General features: G+C 72.1%; 15 protein-coding genes. 9 read left to right on the forward strand and 6 right to left on the reverse strand.

Translation table 11 applies throughout. From position 1 onward, the window contains the following. The first annotated feature begins 38 nt into the window (after positions 1 to 38). Positions 39 to 734, forward strand: coding sequence for a TetR/AcrR family transcriptional regulator (locus FCN18_RS07415; protein WP_137094068.1), 696 nt, complete (start codon positions 39 to 41; stop codon positions 732 to 734). Here FCN18_RS07415 and FCN18_RS07420 read toward each other — a convergent pair. From FCN18_RS07420 to kdgD, 4 genes are all read right to left on the reverse strand, one after another. Beyond that, a complete protein-coding gene (locus FCN18_RS07420; protein WP_112269238.1) occupies positions 719 to 1312 on the reverse strand; it encodes a dihydrofolate reductase family protein in 594 nt (197 codons plus the stop codon). The genes FCN18_RS07415 and FCN18_RS07420 overlap by 16 nt on opposite strands. Positions 1313 to 1406: 94 nt before the next feature. Next, a complete protein-coding gene (locus FCN18_RS07425) occupies positions 1407 to 2375 on the reverse strand; it encodes a 2-hydroxyacid dehydrogenase (RefSeq protein ID WP_137094070.1) in 969 nt (322 codons plus the stop codon). 21 nt (positions 2376 to 2396) lie between these two features. Continuing rightward, a complete protein-coding gene (locus FCN18_RS07430) occupies positions 2397 to 3728 on the reverse strand; it encodes an enolase C-terminal domain-like protein (RefSeq protein WP_112269241.1) in 1332 nt (443 codons plus the stop codon). Next, a complete protein-coding gene (gene kdgD, locus FCN18_RS07435) occupies positions 3725 to 4645 on the reverse strand; it encodes a 5-dehydro-4-deoxyglucarate dehydratase (protein ID WP_137094072.1) in 921 nt (306 codons plus the stop codon). Before kdgD ends, FCN18_RS07430 begins: the two co-directional genes overlap by 4 nt. A gap of 95 nt (positions 4646 to 4740) precedes the next feature. On the opposite strand from kdgD, the gene FCN18_RS07440 reads away from it, so the two are divergent. The 8 genes from FCN18_RS07440 to FCN18_RS07475 all read left to right on the forward strand — a co-directional run bounded on the left by FCN18_RS07440 (position 4741) and on the right by FCN18_RS07475 (position 12541). Next, positions 4741 to 5646: a LysR substrate-binding domain-containing protein gene (locus FCN18_RS07440; RefSeq protein WP_112269245.1), complete on the forward strand. Its 906-nt coding sequence runs from the start codon at positions 4741 to 4743 to the stop codon at positions 5644 to 5646. Between the two features lie 132 nt (positions 5647 to 5778). Then, positions 5779 to 7356: an ABC transporter substrate-binding protein gene (locus FCN18_RS07445; protein WP_137094074.1), complete on the forward strand. Its 1578-nt coding sequence runs from the start codon at positions 5779 to 5781 to the stop codon at positions 7354 to 7356. 1 nt (position 7357) lies between these two features. Then, positions 7358 to 8287: an ABC transporter permease gene (locus FCN18_RS07450; protein ID WP_113642204.1), complete on the forward strand. Its 930-nt coding sequence runs from the start codon at positions 7358 to 7360 to the stop codon at positions 8285 to 8287. Positions 8288 to 8306: 19 nt separating this feature from the next. After that, on the forward strand, positions 8307 to 9260 hold the full coding sequence (locus FCN18_RS07455; protein WP_137094076.1) for an ABC transporter permease: 954 nt from the start codon (positions 8307 to 8309) through the stop codon (positions 9258 to 9260). Further along, positions 9257 to 10282 (forward strand): ABC transporter ATP-binding protein, encoded by a 1026-nt coding sequence (locus tag FCN18_RS07460; RefSeq protein WP_137094079.1) that lies wholly within the window; start codon positions 9257 to 9259, stop codon positions 10280 to 10282. The genes FCN18_RS07455 and FCN18_RS07460 overlap by 4 nt, the downstream gene beginning before the upstream one ends. After that, positions 10275 to 11291 (forward strand): ABC transporter ATP-binding protein, encoded by a 1017-nt coding sequence (locus tag FCN18_RS07465; protein ID WP_112269256.1) that lies wholly within the window; start codon positions 10275 to 10277, stop codon positions 11289 to 11291. The genes FCN18_RS07460 and FCN18_RS07465 overlap by 8 nt, the downstream gene beginning before the upstream one ends. Continuing rightward, positions 11288 to 12004, forward strand: coding sequence for a sulfite exporter TauE/SafE family protein (locus FCN18_RS07470; RefSeq protein WP_137094081.1), 717 nt, complete (start codon positions 11288 to 11290; stop codon positions 12002 to 12004). Before FCN18_RS07465 ends, FCN18_RS07470 begins: the two co-directional genes overlap by 4 nt. Positions 12005 to 12316: 312 nt before the next feature. Continuing rightward, positions 12317 to 12541, forward strand: a complete 225-nt coding sequence (locus FCN18_RS07475) for a hypothetical protein (RefSeq protein ID WP_137094083.1) — start codon at positions 12317 to 12319, stop codon at positions 12539 to 12541. Between the two features lie 70 nt (positions 12542 to 12611). Here FCN18_RS07475 and FCN18_RS07480 read toward each other — a convergent pair whose 3' ends face one another. Further along, positions 12612 to 13598 (reverse strand): 2-hydroxyacid dehydrogenase, encoded by a 987-nt coding sequence (locus FCN18_RS07480; RefSeq protein ID WP_137094085.1) that lies wholly within the window; start codon positions 13596 to 13598, stop codon positions 12612 to 12614. Between the two features lie 4 nt (positions 13599 to 13602). Next, positions 13603 to 14904, reverse strand: a complete 1302-nt coding sequence (locus FCN18_RS07485) for a glucarate dehydratase family protein (protein ID WP_113642199.1) — start codon at positions 14902 to 14904, stop codon at positions 13603 to 13605. Positions 14905 to 15010 lie beyond the last annotated feature (106 nt).

A 15010-nucleotide genomic window follows, 5' to 3' on the forward strand; every position in this document is an offset into this window, starting at 1 on the left:
AGTTGACGGTGTCAAGTCAGCTCTGTCACGCTGTGCCGATGAGCTCGACGCGCTCGCGGGCCCGCCCCGGTGAGGGGGAGAAGCTGCGCGAGGAGATCCTGCTGGCCGCCGAGTCGCTGCTCGTGGAGACGGGCACCGACGGCGCGCTCACACTGCGCGCGGTCGCCGCGCGTGCCGGGGTCACGACGCCGTCGGTCTATCTGCACTTCGCGAACAGGGACGACCTGCTCGAAGCGGTGTGCCTCCGGTCGTGGGGCGAGCTGGAACGCCGGATGCGGGAGCGCTCCGAGGGCGTCGACGACCCGCTGCGTGTTCTGGGCCGGTGCGGGCGCGTCTACGCGACGTTCGGCCTCGAACATCCCGTGCAGTACCGCGTGCTCCTGATGCGGCCCTCGGCCCACCGGTCGCCGGGCGCGCGGGAGTGCTTCCGCTACGTCACCGAGGCCGCGGCGGCGTGCGTGTCGGCCGGGATCATGCGCGGGCGTCCCGAGTCGCTCGCCGTCGGGCTCTGGTCGGCGCTGCACGGCCTCGTGAGCCTGCTGATCGCGCAACCGGAGTTCGACTGGCCCGACGACCTCGACACGCTGATCGACGACGTCGTGCGCATGGCCGGTTTCGGCACGGTGCTCGCCTCCCGCATCCCGCGCGAGGCGACCCCGACCAGCGCCCAGCTCGCCGAGGGCCTCGACGCGCTCACCGCGAACTGGCCGGAGCGGGATCAGCCGCGCCGGTAGTGCAGGCACACCGCGCCGTGCGCGAGGGTCGCGCTGCTCGCCAGCGTCCAGCCGGACGCGGGAAGCCCCTCGGGCAGCAGCCGCAGCCCGCCACCAAGCAGGGTCGGCACGACGGCGAACCGCAGGTCGTCAACCAGGTCCGCCTTCAGCAGCGTCTGGATCACGCTCGCGCTGTTGAGCACCATGAGGTCACGCCCGGGCGCGGCCTTCAGCGCGGCGACCTCCCGTTCGGGTTCACGGGCGATCCGGGAGTTCCGCCAGTCCGCGCGCTCCAGCGTGCGGGAGAACACCACCTTCTCCACGGTCTCCAGCCACGTGCCCAGCTCGCGGGTGCGCTCGTCGGTCGCGGGATCCCGCGTGATCCCAGGCCACACCGACGCGAACCCCTCGTAGTTGGTGCGCCCCAGCAGCGCCGTGTCCACGCCGCGCCACACGCCCTCGAAGTACTCGGCGGTCTCCTGCCGCAGGGCGTGCCGGTGCAGCCACGTGTCGTGCGCCGGCCCATCCGGGCCGCTCGTGTAGCCGTCGATCGAGATGCTGGCCCAGGCGATCACGCGGCGGTGTGCGGTGCCGGTCATGGCGGTCCTTCCGTCCGGTGGCCGCGCCGGTCGCGCGGCCCTCATCAGAGACGTCGGAGCCGGGCAGCCCAGATCGACACGCGGGCGGAGTGAATCAGGATCCGGCGGCCCGCGGGACCGGGGTCACGAGCGTGCCCTCGGTCATGAACGCGTGGAGGTTGCGGAAGGCCAGCGCGCCCATGGCCTCGCGCGTCTCGCGGGTGGCGCTGGCGATGTGCGGCAGCAGCAGCACGTTGTCCAGCTCCAGCAGCGGCGCGGGGACGTTCGGCTCGTCGGCGAACACGTCGAGTGCCGCGCCGGCGATCCGGCCCTGGGTCAGCGCCGCCACGAGCGCGGGCTCGTCGACCACGCTGCCGCGCGCGATGTTGACCAGGTAGCCGTCGGGGCCGAGTGCGCGGAGCACGTCGGCCGAGACGAGCCCGCGCGTGGCCGCGCCGCCCGACGTGGCGATCACGAGCACGTCGGCCCCATCCGCCAGTTCCACCGGCGACGACGCGTAGCGGTACGGCACGCTCTCCACCGGGTTGCGCGAGTGGTAGCTCAGCTCCGTGTCGAAACCCTCCAGCCTGCGCGCGATGGCGCGGCCGATGCGGCCGAGCCCGAGGATCCCGACCCGTTTGCCGCTCACCTTCGTGGCGAGCGGGTAGCCGCCGGGGGTCCACTCGCCCCGCCGCACGTAGCGGTCGGCGGCGGCGAGCCTGCGCAGCACGTCGATGAGGGCGCCCACCGCGAGATCGGCGACGCAGTCGGTGAGCACGTCCGGCGTGTTGCTGACGTCGATGCCCCGCGCGCGGGCCCTGGCGACGTCCGTGGTCTCGTAACCCACTCCGAAGTGGACGATCGCGCGGAGCTCGGGCAGGGCGTCCATCAGCTCGTCACTGACGCCGACCCGTGCGCTCGTCACGGCGGCCACCACCTCGTGCCCGTGCTCGGCGAGGTAGCCGGCCGGGTCGGTGTGCTCGGCGAGGCGCACGGTCTCGTGGTGCGAGGCAAGCGCCTCCTCCAGCGACTCCAGCAGCGGGCAGACCTGCAGGACCACGCCCTGCCGGGCGGACCGGGTCATCGGTTCTCCCTACTCTTTCGTTCAGGCGCGGTCGAGTGCGGGCCGCTTCGGATCGAAGGTCCACCCGGGAACGAGATACCGCATCGCCGCCGCGTCGTCGCGAGCGCCGAGACCCTCGCGCAGGTACAGCTCGTGGGCGGCATCAACCTGCTCCGGGTCCAGCTCCACGCCGAGGCCGGGGCGGTCGGGCACGGTCAGGTGGCCGTCGGTGAGCGGGTACGGGTCGCGGGTGAGCCGCTGGCCGTCCTGCCAGATCCAGTGCGTGTCGATCGCGGTGATCTCGCCCGGCGCCGCCGCGGCGACGTGGGTGAACATCGCCAGCGACACGTCGAAGTGGTTGTTGGAGTGCGAACCCCAGGTCAGGCCCCACGCCTCGCACAGCTGCGCCACGCGCACCGAACCGCTCATCGTCCAGAAATGCGGGTCGGCGAGGGGGATGTCGACGGCGTGCTCGCGCACCGCGTGGCCCAGCTGCCGCCAGTCGGTGGCCACCATGTTCGTGGCGGTGCGCAGGCCCGTGGCCCGGCGGAACTCGGCGAGCACCTCGCGCCCGGAGTAGCCGTCCTCCGCGCCGCACGGGTCCTCGGCGTAGGCGAGGACGTCGCGCAGCCGCCTGCCGCGCGCGATGGCGTCGGAGAGCAGCCAGCCGCCGTTGGGGTCGAGGGTCACGTCGGCGCCGGGGAAATGCTCGGCGAGCGCGGTGATCACCTCCACCTCCTCGTCGCCCGGCAGCACGCCGCCCTTGAGCTTGAAGTCGGTGAACCCGTAGCGCGCCTTGGCGGCCTCGGCGAGCGCGATCACCGCGTCCGCGTCGAGCGCCTTCTCGTCGCGCAGCCGGAACCACTCGTCACCGCTGTCGTCTCCGTGGCGGTAGTCCAGGTCGGTGCGCTCGCGATCGCCGACGAAGAAGAGGTAGCCGAGCGCGGGAACGCGGTCGCGCTGCTTGCCGTCGCCCAGCAGCGCAGCCACGGGCTGGTCCAGAAACTGGCCGAGCAGGTCGAGCAGCGCCGACTCGATGGCCGTGCACACGTGGACGGTCACCCGCAGGTCGAACGTCTGTGGCCCGCGCCCACCGGCGTCGCGGCTCGCGAAGCGATCCCGGACGGCGGCGAGCACCGCGTGGTGGTCGCCGACACGCGCACCCTGGACGAGGTCCTTGGCCTCCTCCAGTGTCCTGGTGATCGCGGGCCCGCCCGGCACCTCGCCGACGCCGGTGCGGCCCTCGGAGTCGGTGAGGACCAGCAGGTTGCGGGTGAAGAACGGGCCGTGCGCGCCGCTGAGGTTGAGCAGCATGCTGTCGCGGCCCGCGATGGGGACGACGCGGTGGCCGGTGATGACGGGGACGGTGCTCATGCGTGGTTCACCTTGTCGACGAGTGCGGTCAGCTCGCCGAGCTCGGCCTCGGTGAGGTCGGTCAGCGGGGGCCGGACGGGCCCGGCTTCCCTGCCCACCGCCTTCAGCCCGGCCTTCACGATCGACACGGCGTAGCCGGCCTTGCGGTTGCGGATGTCCAGGTAGGGCAGGACGAACTCGGAGAGCTTACGGTAGACGGCCGCCGTGTCCCGCTCGCGCACGGCGGCGTAGAAGCCGAGCGCGAACTCGGGCAGGAAGTTGAAGATGGCCGACGAGTACGTCGTCACGCCCATCTCCAGGTACGGCAGCGCGTAGGTCTCCGCCGTCGGCAGCCCGCCGATCGACAGCAGCCGCTCGCCCAGCCCGGCGTGGATCCGGGTCATCAGATCGACGTCGCCGACGCCGTCCTTGAAGCCGATGAGGTTCGGGCAGGTGTCGGTGAGCTCACGCACGGCGTCGAAGCCGAAGTTCGCGTTGGCGCGGTGGTAGACGATCACGCCGAGCCCCGTCGCCGCGCACACCGCGCGGACGTGGGCGACGAGGCCCTCCTGGGACAGCTCGGTGAGGTACGGCGGGAGCAGGAACACGCCGGACGCTCCGGCGGCCTCGGCATCGCGCGCCATCTCGACGGCCTGCGCGGTGCCGTAGCCGGCGGGGGCGACCACGGGCTTGGCCCCGGCGGTCGCGGCGACGGCCGCCCGGATGACGGTGGCGACCTCGGCGGGCGTGAGGGAGAAGAACTCGCCCGTCCCGCCCGCCGCGAAGACCCCGGACGAGCCGAGCGACGCCTGCCAGGCGAGGTGCTCGCGGTAGCCGTCCTCGTCGAAGGTGAGGTCCTGCCGCGCGTGGGTGACGGGGAAGGACAACAGTCCCGCCCCGAGCGTGGTCCTCAGGTCGTCGGGGCTGAACGGCGTCATGGCGGCTCCAGTGTCGCGAAGGGGTTGCTCGAAGCCTAGAACCTGCGGCGATACCGGTCTAACGCCAAGATCGCATCGGTTGATACCTTCCGGGCATGACAAGTCCCGCCCGGTTCACACTGGAGCAGCTGCGCGGATTCGTCGCCGTCGCCGAGGAAGCGCATTTCGGCCGGGCGGCGGCCCGGCTGCGCATCACGCAGCCGCCACTGAGCAGGCAGGTGCAGAAGCTCGAACGTTCGCTCGAGGTCGAGCTGCTGGTCCGCACGCCGAGGGCGGTGCTGCTGACGCCGGCGGGGGAGGCGTTCCTGCCGGAGGCACGGCGGATGCTGAGCCTGGCCGACGCCGCACCCGCCGCGGCCCGCAACGCCGCGCTCGGCACGGCGGGCAGGCTCCGGGTGGGTTTCACCGCGATCTCCGCGCTCACCGTTCTCGGCACGTGGATCCGCGTGATCGGCGAGGAACTGCCCGAGGTGGAGCTGACGCTGACCGAGCTGGTCACGCGCGAGCAGATCGACGCCCTGCTTGCGGGGGAGATCCACGTCGGCCTCGCGCGCGGCGTTCCGGCGTCGGAGCTGCTCAGCGCGCGGCGGGTGCACGCGGAGAGCCTCGTGCTCGCCTGCCCTCGCGGGCACGCGCTGGCCGGGCTCGGCAGGCCGCCGCAGCTGGCCGAGATCGCCGCGCACGACATCGTCACCTACGCTCCCGTGGCCGCCCGCTACCTGCATGAGCTGGTGATCAGCACGTTCCACGGCGTTGGCGCGCAACCGCGCTACGTGCAGCAGGTCGGCCAGGTGCACAGCCTGCTGGCGCTGGTCGACGCGGGTCTCGGGGTCGGTCTCGTGCCGCGCTCGGCGTCCGCGCTGCACCTGCCCAACCTGACGTTCACCGAGGTCGACGGCCTGTGCCCGGACATCGTGGAGACCCACTGCGTCTGGCGGACCGAGCACGACAACCCCGCGCTGGACGCGCTGCTGCGGCTCACGCTGCCAACCGCCCCTTGACGGCTCGAGGGCTCAGCCTTACGGTCCTGTCTACACATGAAGACCGGCGTCGCATTTATAGACAGCGTCTCGAAATGAATGCGCCTCCGGTGCCCGACGTGCCCATCCCACCCACACCCTTTCGGAGAGACGATGCTGTCTTCCGTACCCACCCGGCGGCGGACGAGAGCGCTGACCGCGCTGCTCGCCGCCGCACTGCTCCCGGCGAGCGCGTGTGCCGTCGCGAACAGTGACGGCGCCGGCGACGCCGGAGCCGCGGACGGCAGCACGCTGCGCATCGTGCTCGCCCAGGAGCCCCCGACCCTCGAGCCGTGCGAGTCGTCTCTCACCTCGACCGGCGTGGTCGTCCGGTCGAACATCAGCGAGCCGCTCATCGAGCGCGACCCCACCACGGGCGAGCTCGACCCGTTGCTGGCCACGGGCTGGCGGCAGACCAGCCCCACCACGTGGACGTTCGACATCCGCTCCGGCGTCCGCTTCCACAGCGGAGCGCCGTTCACCGCCGAGGACGCCGCGTTCTCCATCGACCGCGCGGTGAACTCCGATCTCGCGTGCAATGTGGACGGCTACGTCTTCGAGGACGAGAAGCTGGGCGTGGAGGCGACGAGCCCCACCTCGCTCACCGTCACCACCGTCGAGCCCGACCCGATCCTGCCGCTGCGCCTGAGCTTCGTGGAAATCGTGCCGAGGGGCACGAGCACGGAGGCCAAGGTGCGCGAGCCGGTCGGCACCGGGCCCTACGCGATCGCCGGCTGGCAGACCGGTGTGTCGATCACGTTGCACCGCAACGAGAACTACTGGGGCGAGCAGCCGGCCTTCCCCGTCGTGCGCTACGTGTGGCGCTCGGAGTCGAGCGTGCGTGCCGCCATGATCGCCAAGGGTGAGGCCGACCTCTCCACCGGGCTCGACCCCGAGGACGCGACCGAGGAGAACTCGATCGCCTACCCCAACAACGAGACCACCGCGCTACGGCTCGACGGCACCCAGGCGCCGCTCGACGACATCCGCGTGCGCAAGGCGATCGGCCTCGTGATCGACCGGCAGGCCATCGCCAGGACGCTCTTCGACGGCCTCGGTGAACCCGCCGCGCAGCTCGTGCCCGACGGCGTCGTCGGCTACAACCCTGCGCTACAGGCACAGGCACCCGACCACGAAGCCGCCCGCGCGCTCATCGAGCAGGCCAGGGCCGACGGCGTCCCGCTGGACCGGGAGATCACGCTCGTCGCCCGCAACGACCAGTTCCCCCGGGTCGCAGAGACCGCGGAGGCGCTGCAGTACCAGCTCGCCCAGCTCGGGCTCAACGTGCGGATCCTGATGACCGACACCGCCGCGCACCTGCAGTACCAGCTGCGCCCGTTCCCGGAGAACGTCGGCCCGGTCGCGCTGCTGATCATGCACGGCAACCAGGCCGGGGACGCCGCCTTCACCACGAGCCAGTACCTCGTCAGCGACGGTCCACAGTCGACATTCGGCACACCCGAACTGGACGCGCGGATCGACGACGCGGAGAGGCTGTCCGGGCAGGCCCGCCAGGACGCCTTCGCGGCCGTGCTCGCCGACCAGAACGAGACGGTCGCGCAGTACGCCTACCTCGCGCACATGCGCGGGCTGCTGGGCATCGGCGACTCCGTCGAGTACGAGCCGAACCCGGCCACCGGCGACGAGCTGCGCCTCGCCGCCGTGCGGCCCGCGAAGGGACAGGGACGCTGACGTGACGACCTTCCTGCGCAAGCGCATCGTCTCCAGTGCCATCCCGCTGGTCGTCGTGGTGCTGGGCGTGTTCATCCTGGCCCGCCTCACCGGCAACCCGGTGGACCTCTACCTGCCGCTGAGCGCGACTGCGGAGCAGCGCGCGGCCTTCTCGGCCGAGCATGGCTTCGACCAGCCCATCCTGGTACAGCTCTGGGACTACCTCGGCCAGGTCGTCCAGCTCGACTTCGGCGAGTCGCTGCGCACCGGGCAGCCCGCGGCCGAGATGGTGCTCGAGGCCTTCCCTGCGACGCTGCAGCTCGCCGCCGTCACCATGCTCATCGCGATCGTCGGCGCCGTGCTCATCGGCAGCCTCGCCGCGTACCGGCCGAACTCGCTCGCCGACCGCACCTCCAGCTTCCTGTCGATGACCGCCGCGAGCATCCCGGACTTCTGGTTCGCGATCATGGGTGTGCTCGTGTTCGGCGTGAGCCTCGGCATCCTTCCGACGTCCGGTGTCACGGGCGGGCCCGAGGTGTGGGTGCTGCCCATCGCGACGCTGCTGATCCGGCCGTTCGGCGTGCTCGTGCAGGTGGTGCGCGGCTCGATGGTCGCCGCGCTCTCGGCGCCCTACGTCAAGGTGGCGCGCGGCAAGGGCGCGAGCGAGAAACGCGTGGTGTTCGGCCACGCGCTGCGCAACGCCACGATGCCCGTGCTGACGGTCGCGGGTGACCTGACGATCGGGCTCGTCAACGGCGCCGTCGTGGTCGAGACGATCTTCGGCTGGCCCGGCATCGGCAAGCTCATGATCGACTCGATCCTGCAGCGGGACTTCGCGGTGCTCCAGGCGGCCGTGCTGCTGACCGCCGTGACGATCTTCCTGCTGAACATCCTCATCGACGTCTGCTACGCGCTGCTGGACGCCAGGGTCCGGCAGGCGGTTCCGGCGTGAGCCAAGGGAGGCACTGGAGATGACTGCCACGCTGGAGCGGCCGGACGGCACGGTCGCGGCACCGAAGCGCCCGCCGCGCTGGTGGCTGCTGCTCGGCAAGGACAAGATGGCCGCCGTCGCCGCCGTGGTGCTCGGGCTGGTGCTGCTGACCGCGCTCGCCGGGCCCCTGCTGCTCGGCGACGCCGCCACCCGGCAGGACCTCGACGCGTCGTTGCGGCCGCCCTCGTTCGACCACGGCATCACCGGCCTGCTCGGCACCGACATCCTCGGCCGCAGCGTGCTGGCCCGGCTCGTCGAGGCGGCGGGCACGACGCTGTCGGTGGCGATGCCCGCGGTGCTGTTCTCGCTGGTGGTCGGCTCGGCGATCGGCATGTGGGCCGGCTACCACGGCGGCAGGCGCGAGAACATAGCCATGCGCGTCGCCGACGTGATCCTGAGCTTCCCCTCGCTGCTGCTGGCCGTGGTGGTGCTCTACGTGTTCACGCCGAGCGTCGCCAACATCGTGTTCATCCTGGCACTGGCCCGCATCCCGATCTACCTGCGGACCGCACGCGCCGAGGCCGCCGAGCTGAAGAGCCGCCTGTTCGTCGACGCGGCACGGACGTTCGGCACAGCGAGCTGGCCGACGATCTACCGGCACATACTGCCGATCGCGATGCCCACGCTGCTCACGGTGGCCACCCTCGACTTCTGCTTCGTGATGCTGAGCGAGTCGTCGCTGAGCTTCCTCGGCATCGGCATCCAGCCGCCGGACGTCAGCTGGGGCCTGATGGTGGCGCAGGGCAGGCAGTTCCTGCAGACAGCGTGGTGGATCGCCGTGCTGCCCGGGGTCGCGATCGTGCTCACCACCGTCTCGGCCACCATCCTCGCCGCGTGGGTCCGGCTCGCCACCGACCCGGCGCAGCGCTGGCGGCTGACCCTGCCCACGAGCAAGCGCGGCAAGCGCCGTGTCACCACGGAGGTCACCGCATGAACCCGCTGCCCAGCACCGCGACCGCAGAGCCGGACGCCCGCACCGCAGAGCCCGCGCTCGCGGTCGAGCACCTCAGCGTCGACGTGCACACCGCCTCCGGCACGGTACGTGCCGTCCACGACGTCAGCTTCAGCGTCCACAAAGGCCGGACGCTGGCGTTGCTCGGCGAGTCAGGGTGCGGCAAGTCGATGACCGCGCTCTCGATCGTCGGGCTGCTCGAGCCGGTCGCCGAGGTCGTCGGCGGCTCGGTGAAGGCCGGCGGCACGGACGTGCTCACGCTGAGCCGGCGCGCCCGCAGGAAGCTGGCCGGCCCGGTGCTGTCGATCGTGTTCCAGGACGCGCTCGCCGCGCTCAACCCCGTGCAGCCGGTGGGCAGGCAGCTGGGGGAGCCCTTCCGTATCCACCACGGGCTGTCCCGGCGCGAGGCCAGGGAGAAGGCGATCGAGCTGATGCGGATCGTCGGCATCCCGGAGCCGAGGGCCCGCGCGAGGTCGTACCCGCACCAGTTCTCGGGCGGCATGCGCCAGCGCCTGCTGATCGCGATGGCCGTGGCGCTCGCGCCCGACGTCCTGCTCGCCGACGAGCCCACCACCGCGCTGGACGTCACCGTGCAGGCACAGATCATGCGGCTGCTGCGGGACCTGCGCGCCGAGCGCGACATGGCGGTTGTGCTGATCACCCACGACCTCGCCGTCGTCGCCGAGCACGCCGACGACGTCGTGATCATGTACGCGGGCAACGTGGTCGAGACCGGCCCCGTGCGCGAGGTGTTCGCGAAACCCCGGCACCCCTACACCAAGGGCCTGCTCGACTCCGTGCCCGAGCGGGCCGAGAAGGGCAAGCCGCTGCCCGCCGTCGGTGGCAGCCCGCCCGAGCTGAGCGCCGTGCCGCCGGGCTGCGTGTTCCAGGCGCGCTGCCCGCTCGCGCGCGAACGGTGCGCCGACGAGCGTCCCCGCCTCACCGCCACCGGTCCGGCGCGCGCGGCGGCGTGCCACTTCTCCGAGGAGCTGACCAGTGTCTGAGCCGACCCCGCTGTTGGAGGTCACCGGACTGCGCAAGTCGTTCCGCGTGGCCAGGAACAAGGCCGGCCGCAACCGGCTCACCGCGCTCGACGGCGTCGACCTGCGGCTCGGTCGCGGCGAGACCCTCGGCCTCGTCGGCGAGTCCGGCTGCGGCAAGTCCACGCTCGCGCGCGTGCTGCTCATGCTGGAGCGACCCGACGAGGGCACCGTGCGCTACGACGGCGTGGACCCGTTCGCGTTGAAGGGCAAGGAACTGCTCGCGTGGCGCCGGCGCGTGCAGATGGTGTTCCAGGACCCGTTCGCCTCCCTCAACGCGCGCATGACCGCCGCCGACCTCATCGGCGAGCCGTGGCGCACCCACCGCGACCTGGTGCCGGACCCGAGGAAGCGCGAGGCGCGCGTCCGCGAGCTGCTCGACCTCGTCGGGCTGCGCGCGGGCGACGCCCACCGCTATCCCAACGAGTTCTCCGGGGGACAGCGGCAGCGCATCGGCATCGCGAGGGCGCTGGCGCTCGAACCCGACCTCATCGTGTGCGACGAGCCGGTGTCGGCGCTCGACCTCTCGGTCCAGGCGCAGGTGCTCAACCTGCTCGCCGATCTCCAGCAGCGGCTCGGAGTGTCCTATGTGTTCATCTCCCACGACCTGTCCGTGGTGCGGCACGTCGCCGATCGCGTGTCGGTGATGTACCTCGGCAAGATCATCGAACACGGCCCGACCGAGGATGTCTTCGACCGCCCGCTGCACCCCTACACCGCGGCGCTGATGTCGGCCGCACCCGCGCTGGAGCCCGACGGCACCGCTGGCGGCGGCGACCGCATCCTGCTGAGCGGTGAGCTGCCGTCGCCGCTCGACCCGCCGTCGGGCTGCCGGTTCCGCACCCGCTGCTGGCAGGCGGCCGACCGGTGCGCCACCGAGTCTCCGGACCCCTACGGGCGAGGGGAGGAGGCGCCGGATCGGCACGAGGGACGCTGTCACTACCCGCTGAGCCTGAGCCCGATCGGCGCGTGAACGCCGGCGGCTTCGCCGTGTTGTGCGCCGTGGTGGTGCTCGGAGCGCTGCTGCAGGTGGCGATCGGCTTCGGACTGGGGCTCCTGGCCGCACCGGTGATCGCGCTGATCGCGCCTGAGCTGGTGCCCGCGGTGATCGTCGTGCTCGCCACCGGCGTGACCGCCGTGGTGCTGCTGCTCGACCGCGCGCACATCGACCTGCGTGGCACGGGCTGGGCACTCGCCGGCCGGGTGCCGGGAGTCGTCGCGGGCGCCCTGCTGGTCGCGGCGCTGCCGACGCGGGTGCTGGCGCTGTGTGTGGCCGGCATGGTCGTGGTCGGGGTCGTGGTGTCGCTCTGGGGTTACCGGCCGAGGCCCACGCGGCGCGCGGTGGTGCTGGCGGGGCTGGTCTCCGGCGTGATGGGCACGGCGACGGCCATCGGCGGGCCGCCGATGTCGATGGTGTGGCAACGTTACGCGGGCGCGCGCCTGCGTAGCACGATGAGCGGCTTCTTCCTCGCCGGTTCGCTGATGAGCCTGGCGGCCCTGGCCGTCACCGGTTCGGTGACGGGGGAGAGCCTCACCTACGCGCTGCTGCTCGCACCGGCCGCGGCGATCGGCGTGGCGCTGGCGCGCCCGCTGGGACGCCGCCTCGACGCGCGGCGCACGCGTGCCGTGGCCATGGCGCTGGCGATCGCGGGCGCGGTGACGCTGACCGTGCAGCAACTGACCTAGCCGGTGGCGACCGCAGTGAAGGCCACCATGCCTGCGTTGGGCGCAGTGAGGGCCACCATGCCTGCGTGCGGCGGGCGCGGTGGCGTCGGTGCCTCCGTTTGGGTGGTGGGAGAGGGGCGACCGCAGTGAAGGCCACCCTGCCTGCGTTGGGCGCAGTGAGGGCCACCATGCCTGCGTTGAACAGGCACAGCGGCGCCTCCTCGGTGCCTCCGTAAGGGTGGTGGGAGACGGGGGCGCCGTGGGGGATGCCTTCGCCGCGGTCGGAAAATCGGTCGCCGGCGCACTGGGCGGATCGGTACTCTGCCGCGCATCATGCCTTTGCTGCGCATCGAGCTGGACTCGGACAAGCAGACGGCTCGCCGGATACTGCGGCTGTACCAGGCGGGCCAGGTGCACCGGGAATCCCGGGACGCCGCCCGCGAGGAGGTGTGGCGCCGCGGCAGGACCCCGGCGGCGGACCCCGTGTTCGTGGGCATCACCAACGGCGAGCCCGCCCGGCTCATCTACGACGTCGAAGTGCATCCCGACACGACGTGACCACTTGCAGTGAAGGCCACCCTGCCTGCGTTCAACGCAGTGAGGGTGGCCTTCACTGCGGTCCGGCGGGTCACTTCGGGGCTCGGACCACGTTCGTCAGGGGTTCCCCCGTGGACAGCCGGGCGATGTTCGCGGCGATCTCGGCCGCCCTGCCGGTGAACGTCTCCCGCGTGTGGCCCGAGTGGTGTGGTGTCATGAGCACCGTGTCGAGCTCGTGGAACGGCCGCGTGTAGCCGCGCGCTCCGCCGCCGTCCTTCGGATGGCTCCACCAGACGTCAAGCGCCGCGCCGCCGATCCGGCGCTCCGCGAGCGCCTCGTACAGCGCGTCCTCGTCGACGATCGGCCCGCGCGCCACGTTGACGAGCAGCGCGTCCGGCCGCATCAGCCGCAGCTGCTCGGCGCCGATGAGGCCCCGCGTGGCCGGGGACAGGGGCACGGTGAGCACCACGATGTCCGATGCGGCCAGCAGGTCGGCGAGCCCGTCATCGCCGTCGACCCGGTCCAGGCGCAGACCGGGCGGCAGCGGCGCGGCCGGGTTGCGCCGCGTCGCCCGTGCCCGCATGCCCAGTGCCGTCATGGCACGCACCACCTGCGCGCCGATCTCGCCGAGGCCGACCACGCCCACGGTCCGCCCGGCGAGCGTGCGGCCCAGCTCGACGTCGGCGTCCACGGCCACCGACTCCCACGTGCCGCGGCGCAGCAGGCGATCCGCGCGCAGCACCCGCCGCGAGAGCGCCAGCGAGGCCAGCACCACGTGCTCGGCGATCGAGCGCCCGTGGTGGAAGGTGTTGCACACCGTGACACCGGGGGCGAGCGCGTCGAGCGGGATGCGGTCGTAGCCCGCGCCGGTGACGTGCACCAGCCGCAGCCGCCTGCCCGCCTCGGCCATGGCCGTGGTCATGCGGGAGGCGACGAGCACGTCGGCCTCGCGCACCCGGTCCTCGATCTCGCCGTCCGGCCTGCCGGCGAGGAGCTCCCAGTCGTGGCCGTCGGTGCCGTCGCGGGTCAACTCGGCGGTGAAGCGGGTGAGGATGGGGTCGGTCAGCAGGATCCGCATCGGTTCACCAGCGCGGCGCGGTGGGGTCGAAGTCCGGCTCGAACCGGCGCATGTACCCGGTGTCGTCGCGCTCGGTGATGCCGCACGCGAGGTACTGCTCGTGCAGGCGGGCGAGCGCGTCACGGTCGAGCTCCACCCCGAGTCCCGGACCCGTCGGCACTGCCACGGCGCCCCCCTCGAACGTCAGCGCGCCGGGCACGATCACGTCGTCGTCGGCGTCCTTCCACGGCCAGTGGGTGTCGCACGCGTAGGTCAGGTTCGGTGTGGCCGCCGCCAGGTGGGTCATGGCGGCGAGGCTGATGCCGAGGTGCGAGTTGGAGTGCATCGACAGGCCGAGGCCGAACGTGTCGCAGATGTTCCCGAGCGTGCGGGAACGGTCGAGCCCGCCCCAGAAGTGGTGGTCGGAGAGCACCACCTGGACGGCGTCGGCCTTCACCGCCGGCTTCAGGTGGTCGAAGGCCACCACCCACATGTTCGTGGCCAGCGGCATCGCGACCTCGCGGGCGACCGCCGCCATGCCGTCGATGCCGGAGGTCGGGTCCTCCAGGTACTCGATGACGCCGTCGAGCTCCTTGCCGACCCGGATGGACGTCTCGACGCTCCACGCGCCGTTCGGGTCGATCCGCAGTGGATGGTCGGGGAACTCCTCGCGCAGCGCGAGGATCGCCGCGACCTCCTCCTCGGGCGGGAACACGCCGCCCTTGAGTTTGACGGCCGAGAAGCCGTAGTCGTCGACGATCCGCCGCGCCTGTGCGACGAGCTGCGCGGGGTCGAGCGCGGGACCCCAGTCGTCTGGTTCGGCGCCAGGGTGGCCCGCCCATTTGTAGAAGAGGTACGCGCTGTAGTCGACGCGGTCGCGCACGGCGCCGCCGAGGAGGTCGCTGACCGGACGGCCGAGCGCCTTGCCCCGGATGTCGAGGCACGCGACCTCGAACGGGGAGAAGACCCGGTGCACCGTGCTGCTGCCGGTGACCATGCCGCTCATCCCGTGGCCGGCCTTGCTGGTGTCGGCCGCGAGAGCGGCGTGGATCCGGCGTTCGATCTCGTTGCCGTGCCACACGTCCACGCCGGTCAGCTGCGCGGCGGCGGCACGCAGCCGCGCCAGGTGGCCCGCGTCGCCGTAGGTCTCGCCGAGGCCGGAGAACCCCGAGTCGGTGACGATCTCGACGATGGCGCGCAGCGCGTACGGCTCGTGCACGCCGACGGTGTTGAGCAGCGGCGGGTCACGGAAGGCGACCGGCGTGATGCGCACGTCGGCGATGCGATGCGACTCGGTGGACTCCCTGGGCGACGGGTTCTGCGGCACCTTCTTGGCCTCCGGCGGCGAGCGGCGATGGTCATGCGGACACCGCGGAGTCTAACCATCATGTGTCTACATGGGTAGACACATGACAGAATGGGAGACGCCTCAC

This window comes from Prauserella endophytica (assembly GCF_005146945.1).
GTDB classification, from domain to species: Bacteria; Actinomycetota; Actinomycetes; order Mycobacteriales; family Pseudonocardiaceae; genus Prauserella_A; species Prauserella_A endophytica.